This is a genomic window from Nitrosospira sp. NRS527 (assembly GCF_018406445.1).
GTDB classification, from domain to species: domain Bacteria; phylum Pseudomonadota; class Gammaproteobacteria; order Burkholderiales; family Nitrosomonadaceae; genus Nitrosospira; species Nitrosospira briensis.
Genome location: NZ_AP024515.1, coordinates 2015811 through 2038498 on the forward strand (window position 1 = coordinate 2015811; position 22688 = coordinate 2038498).

Here is a 22688-nt window from a genome sequence, read left to right on the forward strand (position 1 = left end):
CGGGTTAAGATCAGCTGGATCGTGATATGACAATACCATGAACGCAACAGATTTTCAAAGACGGCCGTAATGGTATGCCGCTGTCTTTTCCTGTCGGCGCACGCGCTCGCGTATTGCGTCTTCATACTCCACAAATCCCATGAGTGCATGGGATTTCGTTGTTCTTTGCATAGCCTCCAGCAGTGCATGCGCCCCAAGCTGCGCGGATTCAATCGCCAATTCAATTCCCATCCCGCTGAGCGGATCTGGCGCATAAGCAGCATCACCAACAGCGATCCAGCCTTCTCCCGACATCCTGTCGAATACCTGGGCGCCAGCCATACGGCCGGATATTTGTATATTTCCTGAAGCGGTCGACAATAGAGGTGCGAGCAACCGAGTGTTGCAAAGCTCACGGACAAAAAATTCCTTCAGGGAGGCAGGCCTTTTTTTAACCTCATCGCGATCAGTACAAAAACCGGCGAAGTAACTGCCGTCCCCGGCGGGCAATGCGTACCACCAGCCGTTGTCCGTGCCCTCGACATAAAGCGTATTTCCGTGTGATTGGACTGACCCGCTACCCGGCGTTCGTAAAAATGTCATCAAGGCAATTCCCGATGGTTCGGCTACAGGTGATCGATCGACAAACTGTGCGGCCACGCGGCCAGTAGCAAGGATCAGAAAACTGGCGGATGCATGACTTTCGGCCTCATCAGCGGTGGTTCCGGCCGAGCGCATCAGGAGATGCCACTGATCTCTGCTGCGCTCAATACGCATAACTTTGGCATCGTCAATGATGGATACACCCGCCGTGCAAGCCAGATGACGCAGTGCTCGGTCGAAAAGGGGGCGCGCTACCGCGACACCGGCACCCCGTGGATTAAACATTGCGTTAAATGTAATGGGCTCGGGCGTACCCCATAATGATATCGTCTCATGGACTTCTACCCCGAGCGACGCCTTCTGGAAAAAATCGGGGCTGTAGCGTTCAATAAGGTGACGCGCGTGGCCAGACACGAGTTCGATGCCGCCAGCGGCATAACCGCCCCAATGTATAAGACTCACGCGCGCGCCGCCACGCGCGAGCATGAGCGCGCATATCGCACCAGCCGGTCCGCCGCCGACGACAATGATATCCATACTCCGGCTACACCCGGGCATGCGCTGCAATGTGGGCTGCCACACTTGAAAACCCAGGTTCAACGATCAACCTGTTATCCAAGAAGGGAGCTGTAGCTGTATTGAAAATCATCATTAGATACAAAGTGGAAAGCCGATTTAACGTCTACATCGAGAACAAGGATTTGCTCTGACGCACCAATTGCGCAAGCGTATACTCATTCTGTACTAACATGATTTTATATGGAAGAATTCATTAGAGGAGAAGGTTTCCAGGAGACAGGATATGTTTCCCCTTCGGTGAAGATCGTACTGGGCCGCAGCAGAATACCGCGTCAAATTTCAACCTGCCATTATGAAAGAGGATATCGACCATGAGTCCGGATAAGAGAACGCAAAGTCATCGCGTCATGTTGAGCCGCCGCATGATATTGAAAGCATCGGCTGCAATATTCGCCACAGGCATACTGCCATCGGCCACTGCGGTTTTTGCGCAACCGGCTCTGAACCGGACACAAGATCAGATCCTGGGTCCCTTTTATCCCATCATGAGCAAGCCCGATCGCAGCGGAGACCTGACTCGGGTACCGGGCGGGTCGGGTCGTGCAAAGGGGCAGCCTCTTATTGTTACCGGATGCGTGCGAAATCCTGCAGGCAAGCCTGTGGCAGGCGCGGAGATCGAAATATGGCAGGCCAATGCTTTCGGCCGCTATGCGCATCCCGACGATACGAACCCGGCACCGCTCGATCCGAACTTCCAGGGTTTCGGGGCGGTAACCACCGGTGCCGATGGCCTCTACCAGTTCAAGACAATCAAACCGATACATTATCCCGCGGGAATCACCGGAATCAGGCCGGCGCATATTCATTTCGACGTTAAAGGCCGCCACGACGTCCTCATAACACAGATGTACTTCGAAGGCGATCCATACAACGACAAGGATCCATACCTCCAGAGCACTCCCGACCCCGAAGCGTTGATCGTAAAGCTGCGCTCACCGACAACAGAGGAACCTGAGTTCATGGTCGTGGTATTCGATATTGTATTCAGAGGTTAATGTCGCTGGCCGATTACGGATACCCGAGCCTCGGCCGGTTGTATAGCAAAGAAATCAATCGTAAGTCTTACGTATGCATGACCTTGAGAATTTCAATGATTATTGCAATCCATAGGACGTGAAATACCTCGGTCATCTTTCGACGCACGATCCTTTTTACACCTACCTTCGTAACGATATTGTTCCTCTGCTGGGCGTCGGCATGAATTCTCCCGACTTCCGTGTATATCGGCTACCGGCTTCCAATCACGTCTACCTCTACGAAGACCGCCACAGCCACACCCGTATTATCGGAAAATTTTTTGGCGGCGTCGCCGGCTTTGGGTCGGAGGCCGCCTTTCATCGAATGGAACGGGAATTCAATAACCTGAATTATCTCCGAAGCATTGGCTTTAATGGCTATCCGCATTACGTCGCGCGCCCCTTGGGACGAAACGCCGATCTGAATAAGGTTTTGGTAGAAGAATTCTGCTACGGCACGCCGCTTGCGGACTTCATCGTCAAGGCGATTCGCGAAAACGCCCGAGATATTCTTTTTCAAAAACTTGCTGCTCTAGCCTATTTTCTCGCTACGCTACACAACCGAACTGTGCACGTCAGCAAAGTAGATTTCAACAAAGACGGTATATATTTTGATCGCATTATGGAACAATTGACCAATGCCCAACGGGTGGGACGGGACGAGGCCTTGGAGTTTTACCGGTTCAAGGACCGGTGGCGGGAGAAAGCCTTTATGTGGGAAGACCAGCAGGTTCTTGTTCACAGCGATGTCACCCCAGCTAATATTCTCTTTGGCGACGGCCCCTGGGTGATCGTTATCGATCTGGAACGGATGAAGTCGGCGGACAGGGTTTTTGATCTTGGGAGGGTGGTCGGAGAACTTCAACATTTCTTCATGCAGAGAACCGGTGATAAATGGCTGGCCGAGCCGTTTATCGGACACTTTTTATGGGAGTATGCCTGTCACTTCCCTGATCGGGACGCCGCTTTCGGCGCTATTACGCGTCGTATCCCTTTTTATTCGGGGCTCACCCTCCTGCGCATTGCCCGTAATGCATGGATCGATAAAAAATATAGCCGGCGATTACTGGATGAAGCCAGAAAAACGTTGAGGTAACTTACGATGATAAAAGGCATTTTATTTGATCTTTACGGCACGCTGATCGATATCGAGACCGATGAGTCGATGGAGGAAATCTACCGCGCGATTGCTCATTATCTGACCTACCAGGGCGTATATTTGCACCGCTGGGAAGTCAGGGATCGCTACTATCAAATCATGAAACAGCAGAAGGAAGCGCGCGGCGAGGAATATCCGGAAATTGATGTGGAAGCCATATGGAACGAATTACTCATGCAGGAAGGCATCCGATCAGGACCCATCCGGGGGCAGGTAGCCAAGGTTATTTCCCATATTTACCGCGGCATATCCTGCAATCGCCTTCAGCTATATCCCGGCGTCAGGCAAGTATTGAATGAATTGCGGATGAGTCATCGCCTGGCGCTCATCTCCGATGCCCAGTCTTGTTTTGCGCTGCCTGAAATCCGTGCCGTAGGACTGGAAGGCTACTTCGAGTCTACCGTTATCTCCAGCCATTATGGTTTCAGAAAACCTGACTCCCGTCTTTTTCAACGAACGCTCGGCAATATGAACCTCAAGCCGACGGAAGTGATCTGGGTGGGCAATGACATGTTCCGGGATATCCATGGAGCAAAGTTGCTCGGCATCAAGAATATCTTCATTGATTCCAACCAGGGCGCAAAATCCTATAAGGATGTGGCTCCGGACTACCGTGCCCAGCAATTCACGGACGTTCTAAAGGGCGTGGCAATGCTGGGGTAAGCAGCGCTACTATTAGCCTGGATACCTGAACTTCAATCGGTTAACGAAAGGTGCTGAAAGTGTGAAATCGCTGTCACTCGGTATGAAAACACTACAGCTGTGCTCCGCGCCCTCATCATTTATCTTGAGATTGGCGAATATTGCTTTATCCACAGGTCGTGTCACCCCAATCTGGGACGTTTCTGCGTTTAGCTTATAGCCGACCGGTAAAATCCTCCGGGGTTCCGTGCTTTCGAATTTTGAGACGGCACCCCGCGTGAGGAAAGAATGCCGTACTTCCGGCCGCACCGGAGATTGTGAAGAACCGGTCTTTGTCCATTTGACATTCAGCAGAAACTCTTCATTGCGCGGCAAGGGAAAGCTCGGAGAAGCCCAGCAGCTGAGCCCTTCCCGCTTTTTCATGCAGGCAGACCATTCCTCCATAGCCTTCATGGCGACCGGATGCCCGACAGCTGCCTTCTGCATGAAAAACTCGGCTGCCTGGGATGAATCCACCGCTGAATTCTTCGAACAGTAGCCGCTCTTCCACTGCATGAATCGCTCTTCGTTCAAGACCAGGCCCGATGAGCCTGCTCCGGAGTTCGCACCGGTGCTCGTTCCGCCATCGTCAAGGGTGAAGAGCCCATATGAAAGACCTAACGAGCCATCATCGGCGGATCGACGCGCGCGCTTGATTGCGGTCAATGCTTGCTCGAAATTGGAGGAACATAATTCCGCGTATAGCGATCGGTCTCTCAGCCGAGCGTCGATTCGGGCATATTCGCTGTAGAACCCATTCGTAAGAATATTATGACAGGCGCTTCCAGCGGACGCGCTTCCCGACAAGATGAAGACAGTAAACGAAATGGATAAAATGAAGGCAATGACGGCATTCCGGTTTTTCATGATGTTCCTCCGCGGCAGTACGCATAGTATAGCTAAGATGGGCCTCCCGGATAAGATAGGAACCGTCAACCCGGAGTCGTTTTTATGGCCGGCTCAATCAAGAAAGCAGGTCGCTTCCTTTTTTTCGCGCTCTTTATATGATGTTTCTTGCTCCATGGGGAAGAAATCCATAGAGTTGCAGCGAATTGCGAGCACTTTAATACTCCGCTTTGTTAGCCATCACACAGAAAAGCGCTTTGCTCTTATGCTCAACTTACAAGCGGAAGCCCGCCATTATTCCATGGTTGGCAAGATGACCGGAAGAGTCACGCATCCTCTACTGGAACGTTCTCATCTCCGAAGTGGCCTCCGCTTTTTTGATACTCGATGATAAAGTTCCTTTCCTGCTCAACCGTAATATGACGAGTCGCAACCCATGGCTCATCGTTTTGCTTTACGCCGCCTTTTCAACGCTATGGATTGTCGTTGCGGGCTATCTGATCTCACTCTCCCTTGAGGATCCGGTTTTGCGGAGCCGCGCCTATCTCTCGAAAGAACTGATTCTTGTCGCGATCAGTAGTGTCATGTTTTATTTGCTGCTTAAATGGGGGCGAGGCAGCGCCATTCCGTCGGGCATATTGGCATCTGACCCCGGAAGCGTCTCCCCAAATCGGTTATTGCTGATATTTTTTTCGCTGGCAATGGTCGCGCCCCTTGTCAGCATAGGCATCGTCAAGGTATATGAACCACAAATAGAGCGGGATGCATACGCGGATCTTCAAACTATCGTTGATCTTAAAGCAGAACAGATCGAGCTTTGGTTGGCTGAGCGGCACGGGGATGCGGAAGCATTAGCGATGAGTCAGGCGCTCATCGAGCGGGTAGTAAATCTGAAACGCGATACGGATGGGCACCTGCAACAGCTTATTCGCAGCCGCCTGGACGCGGTTCGGCAGGCTTATAGCTACGAGTCTGTACTGCTGATGGATATAAAAGGCCAGCCTCTGCTGGCATTAGGCGACGCGCACAAACTACCTGCTATTACCAGGAAATTGCTGCCTGCTGCCATGCAGACTCGCGAGATACAAAGCAGTGACCTGTTCCTGGATGAACGTGGGGAAGCCCGGCTGGATATCGTGGTGCCTCTGGTTCACGATGGCATAAGCGACGAGGCTGTGGCGGTGGTCGTTTTGCGCGCGAATCTCGAGCAATTCCTGGTTCCGCTGGTTGGGAAATGGCCGGGCCGCAGCCCCAGCGCGGAGACATTGTTAGTCCGTAAAGAGGGTGAGAATATCACCTATCTTAATAAGTTGCGCCACGCCGGGAGCTACGGAGCGACTGCGCCGCAACGCCAATCGTTAGTCGCAAGAGAGGACTTGCCTGGCGCCATTGCAGCACGAGAAGGCCAGCGGGGGAAGGTGAGTGGAACCGACTATCGCGGCGAGCCGGTCGTTGCAGTCTACCGGCCAATTTCCGGCTCTGGCTGGCAGCTGCTCGCAAAAATCGATCATAGCGAAGTACTTGCCCAATTATGGACCCTGGTGTTCTGGGTCAGCGTGGTAATCTTGATCGCGATGGCTACAGTAGGCGTAATGCTGTTTCTGCTCTGGCGTCAGCAGCAGCGCGCTCATCAACTGGCGTTGATTGTCCGCACCGCCGAGCAAGACCGCCTCCTCAAGTATTTTTACGAATTGCCATTTATCGGCATGGCAATCATCTCTCCGGATACCAGGCGCTGGCTGCGATTCAATAACCAGTTATGCGAAATGCTCGGTTATTCCCGCGAGGAGCTTGCCGAAAAGAATCTGGTTGAGACGACATATCCAGCGGACATGGAAAAAGACACTGCCGATCTGGAACGTGTCCTGAGGGGAGAGTCGGAAGGCTATGCAACGAACAAACGCTTCATCCGCAAGGACGGTTCGATTGTGATGGCCAACATGGATGTCAAATGCGTGCACAGCAATAATGGTAAAGTGCATTACGTTGTCACCATGATCCGCGACGTCACCGAGCAGGAGCGGCAAAAGGCTGAAATTCTTGCGGCGCGAAGTCAGTTGCAAGCCACGCTGGATGCCATACCCGACCTGCTATTCGAGCTCGACCTCGACGGTTGCTGCCATGCCTACCATTCCGCTCGCACTTACCTGCCCGGCTCTCCTGTTGCAGATCTGCTTGGCAAGAAAATTTCAGATGTCCTTCCGCCGGGCGCGGCCAATATTGTCCTGTCAGCATTGCTGGAGGCCCAGAAAAAAGGACTGTCCTCCGGCAAGCAAGTGGAACTGGAGCTTTCAGGAGAAAAAGGCAAGTTGTGGTTCGAACTCTCCGTTTCCCGAAAGCAATCGAGTGCCGAACTGGAGCCTCGCTTCATTGTTCTCGCGCGCGATATCACCGAACGCAAAGCATCCGAACAGCGCATCATGCAGCTCGCTCACTACGATCCTCTCACTGCGCTTCCCAACCGCGCGTTATTAGCGGACCGGATGAAGGTCGCGATTAAACGTGCCGAACGGCGTTCTGGCCGACTCGCCGTGCTATTCGTGGATCTCGACCGTTTCAAGCCGATCAACGATTCGCTTGGGCACGATATTGGCGATCATTTGTTGAAAGCCGTCGCGGAACGCATGCAAGCTTCAGTTCGTAGCGTTGATACGGTAAGTCGGGTCGGGGGCGATGAATTCGTTGTTCTATTGAGTGAGATTGAAACGGCAGAGGATGCGGCACGTGTTGCGCAAAAGCTTATTTTTGGATTATCGCGGCCATATCTGATCGAAGCGCATGAGTTGCTGCTGACTGCAAGCATTGGCATTTGCATCTATCCGGATAATGGCAAGGAATCCAATATTCTATTACGTAACGCAGATGCCTCGATGTACACCGCTAAGGAGGCCGGCCGGAACCGTTATCAATTCTACTCACATGACATGACAGCGCGGGCAATCGAGCGACTCAGTCTCGAACACGATCTGCGAGGCGCGGCTGAACGCGGTGAACTATTTTTGGTGTATCAGCCGCAAATCGAGCTTGCGACAGAGCGAATAATCGGCGCAGAGGTGCTGATGCGCTGGCAGCATCCTACGCGCGGGCTCGTTTCGCCGACTCGATTCATTCCGGTCGCAGAGGACAGCGGCTTGATTCTCGCGATCGGGGAATGGGCGCTGCGCGAATCCTGCCGGCAGGCCCGGATATGGCGCGATTGCGGGTTACTGGATATATGTATCTCGGTCAATGTTTCAGCGGTCCAATTCCGCCAAACCGATTTCGTCACTACCGTTGAGCGCGCACTCAGGAATACAGGACTCTCGCACGGCAACCTGGAACTGGAGCTCACCGAAAGCGTAGTGATGCAGGGGGTGGAACCTACCCTGGGGAAATTACGGGAACTGGACGCGCTTGGAGTAAAGGTCGCGATCGATGACTTTGGCACCGGCTACTCGAGCCTCTCATACCTGCGGCAGTTTACGGTCGCCAGATTGAAGATCGATCAGTCCTTCGTACGGGACTTGCCGGGCAATGTCGACGCTGAAGCCATCGCGGCGGCGATTGTGGCCATGGGCCTCAGCCTCGGTTTGCGCATTATTGCCGAGGGCGTGGAGACCGAAGCGCAGGCGGAATTTCTGCAAAGCGTCTTATGCAAGGAAGGCCAGGGTTACCTGTATGCTTGGCCGATGGCAGCTGACGAGTTTGAAGCATGGGTAGCGGAGTGGCAGAGCCGAACGGACAGGAAGTCGCACGCAGTCTGAATCGAAGAAGCAAAGGCGCATTGAAATCCACCAGGATCAGTCGAGTAGTCCGTATTGCGGCTTGGTTGTTCTTGCTTAATTCTTCCCTTCCCGATTCTCGGTCTTCTCCTTTTTGATTGGATTCTGCAGTGTATAACCCTCTTCATTTGCCTTGTAGCCGCCATAAGCCCCTACGCCCGCCGCTGCCAGCAGCCAGCAGCCTGACAGCATGGGTACAGTCAGAAAAAGCGTTACCAGATAAAACAATGTCCGTACTTTCATTAGCGATCTCCTGAGTTAAAAATGCTGGTTTTGTGGTCCCGCTTAAAGCCGTGTATCGCTAAAATCATAAGTGAATGAGCGTTGAAGTCTGTGCGGTTGCAAACGTTTGTCATCGCGTACGCGCAGTATACTAGAATATAAACGGATCCTTATTACCCTTCTTATAATCCTGTTACCACCACCATCGCGTGCGAAGCGCCGCCGACTCGACCATATAGCTATGATATGCGAAAGACGATTTCATGATTCCAGATGAAACGAGGGTCGGGTCATGGCGGTCTTACTCCATCATGAATCTTGTCAATGACAGGCGCAAGCCGGAACGATTACGCAAACCGCACGCAGAAGCCGTAGCCCCTGCGACCCTATCGAAAAGTTCCCAAAGGAGAACGGTTATGAAAGTATCCGAGCTTAAAGATGAATTGCTCGATTACTGGGCGGCGAAAGCAAATGGTGCAACGGACGTGCACGTAATTGATTCGCACTGCGTCATCAATCATGTTCGCTGGGAGCCGTCGCGCAACTGGTCGCAAGGTGGACCCATTATAGAAAGAGAGGGGATAAACCTCAGCCATAGCCTGGAAGCCGGTTCGGAGCACTGCACTGCCTATATGAGATCCGGAAGAAACCGGCAAAAGGGACTCACGCCCTTGATCGCCGCCATGCGGTGCTATGTCGATTTCAAGTTCGGTGAGGAAGTTGAGGAGTAATGCCCGAACTGTGATTCTGAAGATCGGGGCGGCTCGAAGCAGGGATGCTGTGCGATACGCGCGCACGATGCGATAACATATGGCCAACGTAAAACTGAAAGAACATTTGCGCGAGGCGTCGCAGTCTACGCGAATTCTGGCCGCCCAGGCATTTTCACGAGCGGCGGGGGCTCCGCTCGTGCACGGTAACAGCATTCGCCTCCTCAAGGATGCAAGCGAGAATTATCCCGCATGGCTTGAAGCGATCCGTTCGGCGGAAAAGAATGTCCATTTCGAGAATTATATTATTCGTGACGATGACATTGGCCGACAGTTTGCCGATGCATTTATCGCAAAAGCAAGAGAAGGCCCCCGGGTAAGAGTTCTCTATGACTGGATGGGCGCCCTGACAGAAACATCGGGCAACTTCTGGCGGCGCCTCAGCGATGGTGGCGTCGAGGTGCGCTGTTTCAATCCACCACGCTTTGGCAGCCCATTGGGCTGGGTGAGCCGGCTTCACCGAAAGTCACTTTCCGTGGATAATTATGTTGCATTTGTCAGCGGATTATGCCTAGGGCAAATGTGGGCGGGTTACCCCGAACGCGATATTCCACCCTGGCGCGATACAGGTATCGCGCTGCGCGGGCCGGTCGTGGCCGATGTGATACAGTCCTTCTCCCGCGCTTGGGCTGAGGCTGGGTCGGAACTTCCAGCCGATGAACTGCCGGACCAGAAATCAATTCCTGTAGCGGGCACCGTCGACATGAGAGTGTTGGGCCACGTCGCAGCCACCGCTGGATTATACCGCCTCGAACAACTGATAGCGGTATTGGCGCAAAAAACGCTCTGGCTTACCGATGCCTACTTCGTCGGCACGACGAGCTACGTGCAAGCACTGAGAGGTGCGGCGATGGATGGCGTGGATGTTCGTTTACTGGTGCCGGGATCAAGCGGCGATCTCAAGTTTCTGCGACCGATATCGCGCGCAGGTTATCGTCCTTTGCTGGAAGCCGGAGTGCGTGTATTCGAGTGGAATGGATCGATGTTGCATGCCAAGACAGCCGTTGCCGATGGCCGTTGGGCGCGCGTCGGATCAAGCAATCTCAATCTGGCCAGCTGGCTCGGCAATTGGGAATTGGATGTTGCAGTGGAAGATCTGGGGTTTGCATATGAAATGGAGCAGATGTATCTGCAGGATCTGGACAATGCTACAGAAATCGTGCTCAGTGAAAAGGACCGTGTCCGTCCTGTTGCCGAACCCGAACCTCTCCCCAGGTTTCAACGCATGATAACGGGTAGTGGCAAGAGCGGAAGTGCGGGAAGGCTTACCGCTGGTGCGATCCGGGTCGGTAACACCGTCGGAGCGGCCATTACCAACCGCCTTGTCCTCGGCGCGGCCGAGGCGAAAATCATGCTTTCCGGCGGCGCTGCGTTGCTGGTTCTGGCCGTGCTTGCGTTGGTGGAACCGCTGCTGATGGTGATTCCTTTCGCGCTGATCGCCGGTTGGTTCGGCATTTCGCTGCTGATCCAGGCTTACCAGCTACACAAAAGCGGAAAAGATGAGAGCGCATCTGATGCGGCATTCGACAGAGCCAGGGACAACGTGGTCGAGATTCCGGGCTTGCGCCGCGAATCCGCTGTCGAGCCGCCGCCTCAAAAACCGCGCGACGCGCAAGAGGAACCTTGAAGCAAGCTTACCGGGAATCCAGCAGACAGACCAATCCATTCATTCTCATTTTCTTAAAAGACAATTCCGCCTTCCAGTCTTTCATTCCTTCATAATGAAAAACCGCATCCACCAATCGGCGCAATGAGATGCGATGTTACATTACCGGCTAACGGTTTTCACCCGCTCTCGTCTGATTATTTCATCGATTAATGTCTGGAATTGCTCTCGCGCCTCTTGTTTGACGAACACATCCCCCACCATTGGAGGAACCCATACGCCAGGAACTAAAACCGCACGATAGATGATGCGTGTTTGCCCTCGTTCTGGCAGCAGTTCCGTAGTCTCCTCCATTTTCCGCATATTGCCGCTGATCATGCGTTCGTGGATTCTCTCGAAGGGCACCAGCTTTATTTCTCGGACGGATTCAAATGAAAAGACAATGAAACCGTATTTCGTGATACTTTTTTGCACAACATGGCAATGGTTGCCTGTTCTGCCGGTGATTCTACTGGATAGAATACCGGGATTAAACTGGGGTATGTTTTCGAAATCGGTCAGTACAGCCCATGCCTTCTGGGGCGCGACCGGAACGACAAAATTGACGTCAATAGTGATCTGGTCGCCATCATTCCGCACGTCGACCCTGATATTTTTATCGTGGGGCTCGAGCGTCTGCTTGACCGGATGCAAAACCTGTACTTTTTCCCTCCCGGGTTGCGTCTCCTCTTGTGCCCAAGCTGAATCTCCAAGAACCAGATTCAAGAGAATGGCGGCGAAAGTACATTGGAATTTATTCATCGTTCAGAACCCGTAGTTCTGCGTTAGCGTTTATTATTCGCCGATTTTTGCAAAGGAACAATATTTTTTTGTGATGAGAATGAGCGAGAGTATTGACCGTAGGGTACGTCATACCGGTTTGCCCCACTGTGAATTTTTCCGGTTTCGCTCCGTGGTCTACAATAGCAAAACGACGGGCTCTAAAATTAGCCATAAGCACACCGCCAATCTCAGGAGAAGTTCCATGGCTCTATTTCATTTCGGCATCGACAAAGCACCCCCGTCCGACGCCAGCACCTCCATATCAGAGGCATCAAGAGTAGTACAAAGCCCTCTTACCCTGGTCATGACCCTTCGCTCACCTGAGGATTTCCAGGTTCTTCATAAACGAATAAAAGAAATTCAATCGGCCCCGCCAGAACGGAATCCCATCTGGGTTGCGCTCGATAAGCTCAAGATCGTACATTTCGCACGTTTTGTGTTCCTCGAAAATAATACCAAGCTGGCGATAATTACGACGTATGACGGCTCGTTCGACGACTACCTCAATGAGTTCATCGATGAGATTGGCGACGTGTTCAATGTGCTTCTCCAGCACATGAAGGATGCGCCGCCCTTACCTGTTCAACGCAATCGCGGTGCTTTCCGGGACTATATAAAAGCCAACGATCTGGGCGGCATCGCGCCTTTCTACAGCGCCTACCCACAGGCAACAGTGCTGGATATTCAGGCTGCGCTCAGTCAGACCTGAGCGCAGCCCTGGCAACCCTCTATTTACAACATCCTTTACAATGACAATGCCTGACTTGCCATACGAAGACATCCAGGGTCTCATCCTCCGCACTTATGCGATGCCGATCCTGCGTGTAATTGTCTTGAAGGTAGAGCAAGCGGAACCTGCCAGGCAATTTTTAGGCGGCCTGGTCGATGGCAGTAATGGCTCTGCCGGCACCGACAATGTCGCGCCCAAGCTCGCTACCGCCACGGATTGGACGGTAAAACCTCAGTATTGCCTCAATGTCGGGCTCACCTACACAGGCCTTGCCGCGCTTGGGCTTCCCGCTTGTTCACTTGCATCTTTTCCGGAGGAATTCGTTGCAGGGGCGGTAGCCCGTGCCGAACGGGTAGGAGATACAGGAGAAAGCAGCCCGGAGCATTGGAAGGACCCATTCGCCAGCCCTGATCTCCACATCCTGCTGCTCCTCTTCGCCCAAACGGAGGATGTGCTGGCGCAGGTCACTGCCCGGCTCAGGGCAGCTTATTCGCACGGCGCAATGTCCGAGCTTTCCGTACATGAAGCCCGCAGCCTGCCTGAAAGCAAGGCACACTTCGGGTATCGCGACGGTTTCGCACAACCATCTATCGATGGCGGGCTTCCGTCGGCGATGCCGGACGTACTTCCAAAAGCGCCGGCAGGAGAATTCCTTCTCGGCTACCCCAGCCAGTACGCCGACTTTAGCTATCCGATGCCTGCCCCCGCCGCGCTTGGCCGAAACGGGAGCTTTGCGGCTTTTCGCATTCTGGCCCAGGACTGCCACGGCTTCGAACAGTTTCTGGCAGACGCTGCCCGTCAAACCGGACTCGACCCGGAGTTGATAGCCGCCAAGCTCTGCGGCCGCTGGCGAAATGGCGTTCCGCTTTCCCTTTCGCCTCATTTCGCCGACGAACAAATCCCCATGGAGCAGCGCAACAGTTTCGACTACGTACCCAGCGACAGCGTACCGGATGCATTCGATGATGCTCGCGGCTACCGCTGCCCACTGGGATCGCATATCCGCCGCATGAATCCGCGCAGCTCCGTGGTGGCCGGAAACGGCGGCCTCAAGCATCGCATTATCCGCCGCGGCCTTCCCTATGGCCCCCCTTATGATCCGGCCAATCCCGATGATGGAATCGAGCGCGGGTTATTGGGTCTGTTTATCGGCGTAAGCCTCAAGGATCAGTTCGAATTTCTGATGTCCGACTGGAGCAATAAGGGAAGCTTTGCGCCGGGCTTGCGCAATACCAGAGATCCCGTCATCGGGAATAATTCGGCCCCAGGCGCAACTTTTCTCATTCCCATGGAAAATCAGAAACATCCGGTCGAGCTTACCGGACTTTCCCGTTTTGTCACCTGCCGTGGTGCAGCTTATTGCTTCCTCCCCAGCGCCACCGCACTTCGTTATATTTCCGCTTTACCCGACGTGCCGCTTTCCTGACAGGGCAAACGGCCTTATCTCTGCATTAAAAAAAGCTCGCGAGGGCCTGAAACTTGGCCTATACCCTATTTCAGGCAGTTTCGGCAGTAGCGATGATCCAACGCGAATAAGCGGGCGACTCGCTATAGCTAGGCGATTTGCTCAATGACCTGATGTATCCAACATTAAGGGAAGATAGGCCGGAAAGGCTGCCACGAGAGCGATCAATAAGGGCCATATGATATGAAACCCTATACCGTTCAGAGTTTCTCCAGAAACTCCTGGAGGACAACGGCTTCATTGCACTCTTCGTCCTTGGCGCCATACATCAGTGTGACCTTTCCTTTTTTTACCTGTTCTTTGAGCAGCGCGACCTGTTTATCGTTTTCCTTGAGTTCCGCCCGATAACGCGTCTTGAACTCGGTCCACTTGTCGTGGTCATGAGCAAACCACTTTCGAAGATCGGTGCTTGGCGCAATTTCCTTTAGCCAGATATCGACGCTTGCTTTCTCTTTTGTCAACCCCCGAGGCCAAAGCCTGTCGACCAGGATGCGCACTCCATCTTCTTTCTCCGGCGGTTCATAAACGCGTTTTATGCTGATATTCATCTGTGGCTCTTCTCCGCAATAGTCTGCTGATAACTCACCGGCATGGCGCTTGCCGTTACCGACTTAAATCGTAATAACGTCTGGATAAGCAAGGTATGATATCGTTCAAGCACAGCTTTGGTTCCAGCTAACCAGAAAGGTAGCAATGCAACGCTCCATTTCTGGTACGACGCACAGATGAGAGGCCATGCATGCAGGGCTGGATGACAGTCATCGTCCGGATCTCATGTTATCTCATACTCATGTCGGTCTCAAGAACCAAGGCTGTTCTACTCCAGGCCTTACCGTGAAGAGGTATGCGTTTTGATTCGATGACATCAATGATGGAAACAAAGGTCCACTGTAGTTCGCCATTGCCCAGGCGCTGGCTTGATAGACGGTATTGAAGGGGTAAAATAATCTGGCAAGGAGGAGAAATGCTGAAAACTGGATTTGCCGTGGAAACGGTTGCGCTGGCATTGCTGTATGTTGCGTTTTGCACGCCCGTAAAAGCCGAACTCATCGGTGAGGTGGACACCGCCTTCCGATGGATGGGAAAGGATGACCGGGTGGTCATGGAAGCGTATGACGACCCCAAGGTTCACGGCATAACCTGTTATGTTTCGCGTGCGAGGACGGGAGGTCTAAAAGGTACGGTGGGTCTGGCAGAGGATAGAGCGGAGGCGTCCATTGCGTGCCGGCAAGTAACAGAGTCGATCCATTTTCCCGAGAAAATACCCAGGCAGGAAGATGTATTCACCGAACGCATGTCTATTTTATTCAAGCGCCTGCATGTCGTGCGCGTCGTCGATTCCAAGCGCAACACGCTTATTTACCTGACCTATTCCGATAAATTGATTGAAGGCAGTCCGCAAAACAGTATTACCGCTGTTCCCGTAGCACGCAATAATCCCATTCCGGTCAAGTAGCGACTCCAGGGGTTGGCAATAATTCCGGATTGTGGGTAGAAGCATTAAAAACTGCCCCGGGAAAGTACTGCGGAGTAATTGCCGAGTTCAATACCCCCACGCCCCGCCCGGCATCTTTCAGAGAATCACTGCCTCAATCGCCCTATAATCGGAATGAGACTCATTTCTATACGTGCGCTACCGTACGGACTCATCATTAATTCATGCATAGCATTGCGTATTGACGCCGCGCACACCCAAACAAAACCAGGCGGCAAATATAAACTGGTGCGCGCGAACCAGTTGAGTGGTTAAGAAAGCGATCACAATCCATAATTTATTATTTTAAAGGAGCCACCCCATGAATACAGTTCTTCGTACGCGATCCACCCTGGCCATTGTTGCGTTAATAGCCGGCACACTGGCTGGGGGCACAGGATTCGCGACCGCTGGCGAAATCAAGGTCAATCTGAGCGGCGATCAGGAAGTCCCCCCTGTCCAGACCTCCGCATCTGGCAGCGGCACGATAACGGTCGAGGACGACAGATCTGTCAAAGGCAAGATAACCACTTCCGATTTAAAGGGCACAGGCGCGCATATCCATGAGGGAGCAGTTGGCAAAAATGGGCCGGATATTATCACGCTCAAGAAGAGTTCCGATAACGAATGGTCCGTTCCCGGTGACGCAAAGTTGACCGACGCCCAATATGATGCCTACAAGGCAGGAAACCTCTATGTTAACGTTCATAGCGACGCGAACAAGAGCGGGGAGATACGTGGGCAATTGAAACGTGACCTGGGTACCGGCTCCCGCTAATCGATCCGGGATTGTTGGATTGCCCTGTCAGCAGGCAGGGTAATCATTGAGATATGCCTAGGGAGAGGGTCTTACCATGACAAAATATTTTCAAACCGGATCATATAGAACCGGTCGGCCCCATGGGCATGAGCCATACCCCGGCAAGCCGGTACAGGATCCGCCTCGCCCCATCGATCCCGATAAACCACGAGAAGATCCGCAACCATTCGACCCGGACAAGCCGGTAGATCCTCGACCGTATGATCCCGACCCGACACCCGGAGATCCGATCGTCGATCCTGCGGATGAACCTCTACTCCAGGCATAACGCTGAATAGTCTTCAGCGCGTTGCCTGGCGGCAACTGAGCAAGCAATGCCGGCAGGCGTCCGGTTCTTTTCTCAGCAAGGCTGAGAGTGGCAATCGAAGTGCTTCAAACAAATTGAGCACCTCAAGCAAACACAAATCCAACCTTCATTTCAATGTGATGCCCTCCCGGCTCTTGTCGACTTGAGCTGTCGTGACCAGGCTGGCATGATTACCCCATGCATTGCGGATATATGACAACACCAGCGCAACCTCACCATCATGCAGGGTCTGGGCGAAAGGCGGCATGCCGTAAGGACGTGGGTTACCCGTGGTGGATGGAGGATAACCGCCGTTGAGAATGCTGCGAATTGCGTTGATCGGCGGTGTCATTGTGACACTCCGGTTGCCCGCCAGAGGCGGGTATACACCTGGAGCGCCCTGACCCGAAGCCCCGTGGCAGTCCTGGCAGTGCTTCTCATAAATCGTGGCGCCTTGCCGAAACCAGGCCTGCACCTGTTCTGTCATGGCTGGACCGTTATTGACGGCAAGTGAATTGCTCTCGGGTAATGACTGTAGATAGATAGCCATTGCACGTGCATCCTCTTTTGTCAGATGCTGGAGGCTTTCCATGACAACCTGCGCCATGGGGCCCGAGGTGGTCGCTTGCGGCGAAACACCCGTTGTGAGCAGTTGGATGATTTCGTCGATACGCCAATGGGTGAACCCTGCTTCCACGCGTGAGGTAAGGGACGGCGCATACCAGTTTGACCCCATGATCTGTCCGCCTCCCAACGCATCATCCCCAGCCGTAGCACCTAGCGGATTGCGTTCCGCATGGCAGGCGTTGCAATGGCCGAGTCCCTGCACCAGGTAGGCGCCCCGATTCCACTCGGCGCTTTTTCCGGGCTCAGGTTGATAGACGCCGGGCTTGAAGTATACGGCGCGCCAGACACTCAACAACAATTGATAGTTGTAGGGAAACTTGATCTGGCTCGGCGGGTTGCGTTGCGCGACGGGTGCAAGCGTCTGCAGATGAGCAAAAATCGAATCGGAATCCTCGCGCGTAATTTTTGTATACTCGGTATAAGGAAATGCAGGGTATAAAGGCCGCCCATCGCGTGACTTCCCCTCGTGCAGCGCTTTCCAGAAATCTTCTTCACTCCAGTGCCCGATACCGGTTTCCTTATCCGGGGTGATATTGGTCGTGATGAATGTACCGAAGGGTGTGGAAAGGCTGCGGCCCCCAGCGTAAGCCGGCCCACTCTGGGCCGTATGGCATCCCATGCAATTACCGGCGCGCGCAAGGTAAGTCCCACGGCTCAGCGATTGCTCGGTGAATATCGTCTTCGGGGTATTTGCTGTCTTTCCTGGAGGCGGCGCACCGATCAATGTAAACGAGGTACCCATAGCAGCAAGACCCGCCAGACCGACGAGTAGGGCTATTACAACAGCGATCCTGCGTTTCATTGAACGGTAGCGTTTTGAACAATGCTGCCGCAACGCCTTGCCATTTCAACCGGAAGCGTGGCAGCCGGGCCACTATTTTCCGGAACGGACTGGGCAGCCAACCACGCCGCGACTGCATTCGTCTCCTCGGAAGTAAGCCGCTTTGCGATTTCCGACATGCAATCTGCAGTCTGCCCGCGTATCAGCCCCCCATTCTGCCAAGCGCCGAACTGGGCAATCATGTAAATGCGCGGAAGACCCAGCAAACCCGGAATAAAAGGCGCCGTACCCATCAGTTCGTTACCATGGCATTGAACGCAGGCAGGAATCTGCCGTGCAGGGTCTCCCTGATGGATAAGCTGCCGGGCGAGCTTGATTTGGGCCGGTGACGCGGCCATGCGCTCGGGTGGCGGGAAAGGCTGTTTAAGCGTCGAAAAATAGGCAGCCATTTCCAGCAGATACTGGTCGGTCATATTTGCAAGCAGCAGGGTCATGGGGCGGTAATAACGCAGCCCATCCCGGAAACTGCGCAACTGGTTAAAAAGATATCCTTTTGGCTTGCCTGCAATACGTGGATAGTAGGCATCCCGCCCTACCCTGTCTTCGAGGCCGTGGCAGGCAACGCAGGGCTTAACCCGCTCCGCCATGGTATCGGGCACGTCAACCGGCGCAGGGGTGGGGACGGCTTCCGCGGCATTGGCGAGCCCGGCAGCAAATAAGAATGTCGCTAAAATAAGTCGTCTCATGAACCGCTGTATGCTGACCTCTGGAATTTCACTGATGAGACTATGACAGTCTGCCAAAGTTGCCGCAAGGGCTGAGGCTCAGTTTGTCCGGAAATTCGAATAGCTCAGGCAGGCGGGCTCAGGAACTCGTCCCATCTCTGCCTGAGACGTTTTCTCTGCATCGGGAATCCGATGCGGGCGGGGAATTCGCTACAGCCGAGCCTGCTGGGGACGTTTGCTCCGGCAAGTTTTTGAGGGATTAAATCCAGACTATCGTGTTTGTCGAATGGCAGGGAATAAGCAGGTCAGGCACAATAATTTTGGAGGTTTTATAGTAATACCTAACCAGTTCGAGCCTGCCTTGGCACATTCGAATCCCGGTCATTTTTTGTTGGGGCAGAAACCTGTCTGGAATGGCAGACATTGAGTATGTCATCAAAACAACGCTGCCGTTGCTTGCGTCGATGATGAAGAACCATAACCGAACTCAAGTCCGGCGGGCCGCTAGCGTGGCTCAACCGCGGGAAATATTTGAGTACCGGAATGATGTTTCTGACTCCATGAGATGATGGCAGACAGTACAGGCTTCAGACTCTCGCCCTTCTCGGTCAGGGAATATTCGTAACGTACCGGCTTCTGCTGATAGGCTCGACGCGTGATAAGGCCTGCGGCTTCCAATCTTTTCAGCCTGTCGGCAAGGATATTTGAAGCGATTTTTTCGGCTGACGATATCAATTCCAGATAGCGGCTCTTGCCTAAAATCAAATCCCGGATAATAAGTAGCGTCCATTTATCACCAAAAATATCCAGTGCATGGGTGATGGGGCAGCACGACCTTTCAAAAGCGACTTTTCCTTCCACCGTCTTGTCATCTTTCATAACTTGCCTGCAGGAAAAATTGGCGAGTTAATAATATAGTACAGTTACTTGCATTTTGCAATACTGTAGGATAAGCTTCGTTAGCTTGCTTATTGCAAGCAATATCGGAGGATAAAATGTCAAACCAATTATCTCGCAGCCAGCGCCAGACACCCATCCATGAATCCCTTCAGCCGTTATTAATACATGGTTTGAAAGGCATCGAAAAGGAAAGCCTCCGAATCAACCGGGAGGGATCCATATCACAGTCCCCTCATCCGATTGAGCTAGGGGCCGCATTGACTCATCCGCACATAACAACCGATTATTCCGAGGCTTTGCTTGAGTTGATCACACCGGCATTGCCGGATGGAAAGGAAACGTTGGATTTTTTGACGGACTTGCATAAATACGTCTGCACAAACATTAATGACGAATTATTGCTGGCCACAAGTATGCCTGTCGGCACCTTGCAGGACTCGGCGATTCCTATCGCGAGATATAGCTCCTCCAACGTAGGAATGATGAAGCACATATATCGCCGTGGTTTAGGTTATCGCTATGGTCGTTGCATGCAGGTGATCGCCGGGATCCATTTTAATTACTCGCTTCCTGAAAAATTCTGGCCGGAATATCAGCAGTTCAAGAAGCATAAGGGTGACCTGCAATCATTCGTCACCAACGCTTATATGGAAATGATCAGGAACCTGCAGCGCTACGGCTGGCTCATCCTTTATTTGTTCGGGTCTTCCCCGGCGGTCAGTAAAAGTTTCGCCGATAGCCGTCACTCTGCTTTTTCCCATACCTTGGAGAAATTTGACGAAACCTCATATTACAAACCTTTTGCAACTTCACTGAGGATGAGCGAGATTGGATATGTAAATCCGGTTCAGGCAATGTTTCATATCTCCTTTAATAGTCTTGATGAATATATAAGGGATCTGGCCAACGCGACAACGATATCCTATCTGGATTACGAAAAAATCGGCGTAAAGACAGGCGGTCAATATCGGCAGTTGAACACTAATTTCCTGCAAATCGAGAACGAATATTACACCTCGGTACGGCCGAAACAGCCTACCAGACCCAATGAGAGACCGCTCAAGGCCTTGGGAAGCAGAGGGATCGAATATATTGAAATGCGATCCATCGATATTGATATTTTTGAACCTGCGGGAATTTCGATCGAAACGACGCGGTTTCTTGAAGCGCTTAGCCTGCATTGTTTATTTCGCGGAAACTCGGGCCATGGCTTGAAGCAGCATGAGGAGGTTAACAATAATGCGTTATCCGTCGCCAACCAGGGAAGAGATCCAGCGCTGAAGCTATCCGACAACGGCCGGGCGGTCTCCCTGCAAAATTGGGCGTTGAGCCTGTGCGAAGAAATGCAGGAGGTTTGCGAGGTTCTGGATAAAGGGAATGACCATAAACCGTATACCCAGGCACTACGCAAACAGATAGAAGTTGTTCGCCACTCCGAGCTGACTTCTTCAGCAAGAATGCTGTCGGCAATGCGGGACCAGAAGCTGTCGATCACCGAACTGGTGTTGCAAAAATCGGATGAATACACACGTTATTTTCAGAATGCAACACTGGATGCCTCGATAAAGAAAAGCTTCGATTTCCAGGTCGAGGCGTCGCTGGAACAGCAGAAACGACTGGATACAATGAGCGAGATCCCGTTCGAGAGGTACCTGAATAACTATTTTTCTGGAGATACCACAGCGAATGAAACCGGTTTGCAAGATTCCAAAAAAATATCAGATTCAGGATTGGAGCAGTTGCCAGACGAATTGCGGGTAGGTCAAAAAAGCGAAGCAAAAACCGAAACAGCGCAACGGGCGGGCTGAAGCCGCCGTTGCAAGCAGAACGCAGAGATAGATTTATTCCAGGTGGTGTACCTAGGAGTCCCAGTCGCCCTTCGTTTGAAATAGCGCCTCGCGAAAATCCTTCTTCTATGACCCTGGCAATCGGCATGAATGGATTTCTTACCCTGCTCTACAAGGAGCTATTACGATTCTGGAAAGTCGGATTCCAGACTGTATTTGCGCCTATGCTGTCTACCTTGCTCTATCTGTTGATTTTTTCCCATGCGCTGGAAGAACGTGTGCAGGCTTATCCCGGCGTAACCTACACCGTTTTCCTGATTCCGGGACTGGTGATAATGGCTATGCTGCAAAACGCATTCGCCAATTCCTCGTCTAGCCTCATTCAATCGACGGTCTCCGGCAATCACATCTTCATGCTGCTATCGCCGCTTTCCTATCAGGAAATATTCATGGCCTATGTACTGGCATCGGTGGTTCGCGGCCTGTTGGTTGGACTGGGTATCCACGTGATGACGCTGGGATTTTTTGAACTTCCCTTGTATTCGTTTCCATGGGTATTCATATTTGCCTTGATGGGCACCGCGTTGCTGGGTGCCTTAGGCATTATTGCGGGGATATGGGCAGAAAAATTCGAGCAGCTTGCCGCGCTGCAAAACTTCGTCGTCCTGCCGCTGACATTTTTATCGGGGGTATTCTATACGATTCCCTCATTGCCACCATTCTGGCAAGGATTGTCATATCTGAATCCATTTTTCTACATCGTAGACGGGTTTCGCTACGGCTTCTTTTGCACCTCGGATGTACCACCCTACCTCAGCCTCGGGACGCTGACAGCGTGTTTCCTGGCGGTATCGTGGCTGACATTGCGGATGTTGAAGACAGGATACAAAATCCGGCAATGATCCGGCAGTGGTTTTCCTTGCTTGATGCAGACCGGACTTTCGGCATGATCCAATTATTGGAATGGCCGAGCGATATTGAAAGCAATCTTCCCGCTAATAACGTCAATCCAATTCCGCGATAAGCCTTTTCTTTCGTGCAATAAATTC

The 22688-nt window shown here is 52.6% G+C and carries 21 protein-coding genes; 13 read left to right on the forward strand and 8 right to left on the reverse strand.

Translation table 11 applies throughout. The features are described from left to right. Positions 1–54: 54 nt before the first annotated feature. Positions 55–1119: an NAD(P)/FAD-dependent oxidoreductase gene (locus KJS40_RS09060; protein ID WP_213537204.1), complete on the reverse strand. Its 1065-nt coding sequence runs from the start codon at positions 1117–1119 to the stop codon at positions 55–57. Between the two features lie 353 nt (positions 1120–1472). Between KJS40_RS09060 and KJS40_RS09065 the strand changes: the two genes are divergently transcribed. From KJS40_RS09065 to KJS40_RS09075, 3 genes are all read left to right on the forward strand, one after another. Further along, the gene (locus tag KJS40_RS09065) at positions 1473–2156 is read left to right on the forward strand and encodes a protocatechuate 3,4-dioxygenase (RefSeq protein WP_213537205.1); all 684 of its coding nucleotides are present in this window, start codon (positions 1473–1475) and stop codon (positions 2154–2156) included. 118 nt (positions 2157–2274) lie between these two features. After that, entirely contained in the window at positions 2275–3273 is a 999-nt protein-coding gene (locus KJS40_RS09070) for an aminoglycoside phosphotransferase family protein (protein ID WP_213537206.1), read from the forward strand. A 6-nt stretch (positions 3274–3279) separates the two neighbouring features. Beyond that, entirely contained in the window at positions 3280–3999 is a 720-nt protein-coding gene (locus KJS40_RS09075) for an HAD family hydrolase (RefSeq protein WP_213537207.1), read from the forward strand. Positions 4000–4011: 12 nt separating this feature from the next. On the opposite strand, the gene KJS40_RS09080 is transcribed toward KJS40_RS09075, so the two are convergent. Beyond that, positions 4012–4884, reverse strand: a complete 873-nt coding sequence (locus KJS40_RS09080) for a hypothetical protein (protein ID WP_213537208.1) — start codon at positions 4882–4884, stop codon at positions 4012–4014. Between the two features lie 341 nt (positions 4885–5225). On the opposite strand from KJS40_RS09080, the gene KJS40_RS09085 reads away from it, so the two are divergent. After that, complete coding sequence (locus KJS40_RS09085; protein ID WP_244859522.1) at positions 5226–8606, forward strand: EAL domain-containing protein; 3381 nt, start codon at positions 5226–5228, stop codon at positions 8604–8606. A gap of 75 nt (positions 8607–8681) precedes the next feature. Here KJS40_RS09085 and KJS40_RS09090 read toward each other — a convergent pair whose 3' ends face one another. Beyond that, positions 8682–8867 carry a hypothetical protein gene (locus KJS40_RS09090; RefSeq protein ID WP_213537209.1) on the reverse strand — a complete coding sequence of 62 codons (186 nt, stop codon included), beginning with the start codon at positions 8865–8867 and terminating at the stop codon, positions 8682–8684. Positions 8868–9262: 395 nt separating this feature from the next. On the opposite strand from KJS40_RS09090, the gene KJS40_RS09095 reads away from it, so the two are divergent. Further along, positions 9263–9577, forward strand: a complete 315-nt coding sequence (locus KJS40_RS09095) for a phage protein NinX family protein (protein ID WP_090456346.1) — start codon at positions 9263–9265, stop codon at positions 9575–9577. A 79-nt stretch (positions 9578–9656) separates the two neighbouring features. After that, a complete protein-coding gene (locus KJS40_RS09100; RefSeq protein ID WP_213537210.1) occupies positions 9657–11243 on the forward strand; it encodes a phospholipase D-like domain-containing protein in 1587 nt (528 codons plus the stop codon). A 141-nt stretch (positions 11244–11384) separates the two neighbouring features. Here the strand turns inward: KJS40_RS09100 and KJS40_RS09105 are convergent, their stop codons facing one another. Continuing rightward, positions 11385–12023: an SRPBCC family protein gene (locus tag KJS40_RS09105; RefSeq protein ID WP_213537211.1), complete on the reverse strand. Its 639-nt coding sequence runs from the start codon at positions 12021–12023 to the stop codon at positions 11385–11387. A 223-nt stretch (positions 12024–12246) separates the two neighbouring features. On the opposite strand from KJS40_RS09105, the gene KJS40_RS09110 reads away from it, so the two are divergent. Further along, the gene (locus KJS40_RS09110; protein WP_213537212.1) at positions 12247–12753 is read left to right on the forward strand and encodes a hypothetical protein; all 507 of its coding nucleotides are present in this window, start codon (positions 12247–12249) and stop codon (positions 12751–12753) included. A gap of 40 nt (positions 12754–12793) precedes the next feature. Then, positions 12794–14200 (forward strand): hypothetical protein, encoded by a 1407-nt coding sequence (locus KJS40_RS09115; RefSeq protein ID WP_213537213.1) that lies wholly within the window; start codon positions 12794–12796, stop codon positions 14198–14200. A gap of 239 nt (positions 14201–14439) precedes the next feature. On the opposite strand, the gene KJS40_RS09120 is transcribed toward KJS40_RS09115, so the two are convergent. Next, positions 14440–14787, reverse strand: a complete 348-nt coding sequence (locus KJS40_RS09120) for a DUF488 domain-containing protein (RefSeq protein ID WP_213537214.1) — start codon at positions 14785–14787, stop codon at positions 14440–14442. A 416-nt stretch (positions 14788–15203) separates the two neighbouring features. On the opposite strand from KJS40_RS09120, the gene KJS40_RS09125 reads away from it, so the two are divergent. The 3 genes from KJS40_RS09125 (at position 15204) to KJS40_RS09135 (ending at position 16801) form a co-directional block, all read left to right on the forward strand. Continuing rightward, complete coding sequence (locus tag KJS40_RS09125) at positions 15204–15695, forward strand: CreA family protein (protein ID WP_213537215.1); 492 nt, start codon at positions 15204–15206, stop codon at positions 15693–15695. A 340-nt stretch (positions 15696–16035) separates the two neighbouring features. Beyond that, positions 16036–16491: a CHRD domain-containing protein gene (locus tag KJS40_RS09130; RefSeq protein WP_213537216.1), complete on the forward strand. Its 456-nt coding sequence runs from the start codon at positions 16036–16038 to the stop codon at positions 16489–16491. A gap of 76 nt (positions 16492–16567) precedes the next feature. Next, the gene (locus KJS40_RS09135) at positions 16568–16801 is read left to right on the forward strand and encodes a hypothetical protein (RefSeq protein ID WP_143002879.1); all 234 of its coding nucleotides are present in this window, start codon (positions 16568–16570) and stop codon (positions 16799–16801) included. Between the two features lie 145 nt (positions 16802–16946). Here the strand turns inward: KJS40_RS09135 and KJS40_RS09140 are convergent, their stop codons facing one another. From KJS40_RS09140 to KJS40_RS09150, 3 genes are all read right to left on the reverse strand, one after another. Next, positions 16947–18248 carry a cytochrome c gene (locus KJS40_RS09140; RefSeq protein ID WP_213537217.1) on the reverse strand — a complete coding sequence of 434 codons (1302 nt, stop codon included), beginning with the start codon at positions 18246–18248 and terminating at the stop codon, positions 16947–16949. Then, positions 18245–18973 carry a cytochrome c4 gene (locus tag KJS40_RS09145; RefSeq protein WP_244859523.1) on the reverse strand — a complete coding sequence of 243 codons (729 nt, stop codon included), beginning with the start codon at positions 18971–18973 and terminating at the stop codon, positions 18245–18247. The genes KJS40_RS09140 and KJS40_RS09145 overlap by 4 nt, the downstream gene beginning before the upstream one ends. Positions 18974–19456: 483 nt before the next feature. Then, positions 19457–19831: a helix-turn-helix domain-containing protein gene (locus tag KJS40_RS09150; protein ID WP_025040180.1), complete on the reverse strand. Its 375-nt coding sequence runs from the start codon at positions 19829–19831 to the stop codon at positions 19457–19459. 116 nt (positions 19832–19947) lie between these two features. Here KJS40_RS09150 and gshA point away from each other — a divergent pair, with 116 nt between their 5' ends. Further along, a complete protein-coding gene (gshA, locus tag KJS40_RS09155; RefSeq protein WP_213537218.1) occupies positions 19948–21660 on the forward strand; it encodes a glutamate--cysteine ligase in 1713 nt (570 codons plus the stop codon). 125 nt (positions 21661–21785) lie between these two features. Further along, a complete protein-coding gene (locus tag KJS40_RS09160; RefSeq protein ID WP_213537219.1) occupies positions 21786–22541 on the forward strand; it encodes an ABC transporter permease in 756 nt (251 codons plus the stop codon). The last annotated feature ends 147 nt before the right edge of the window (positions 22542–22688 follow it).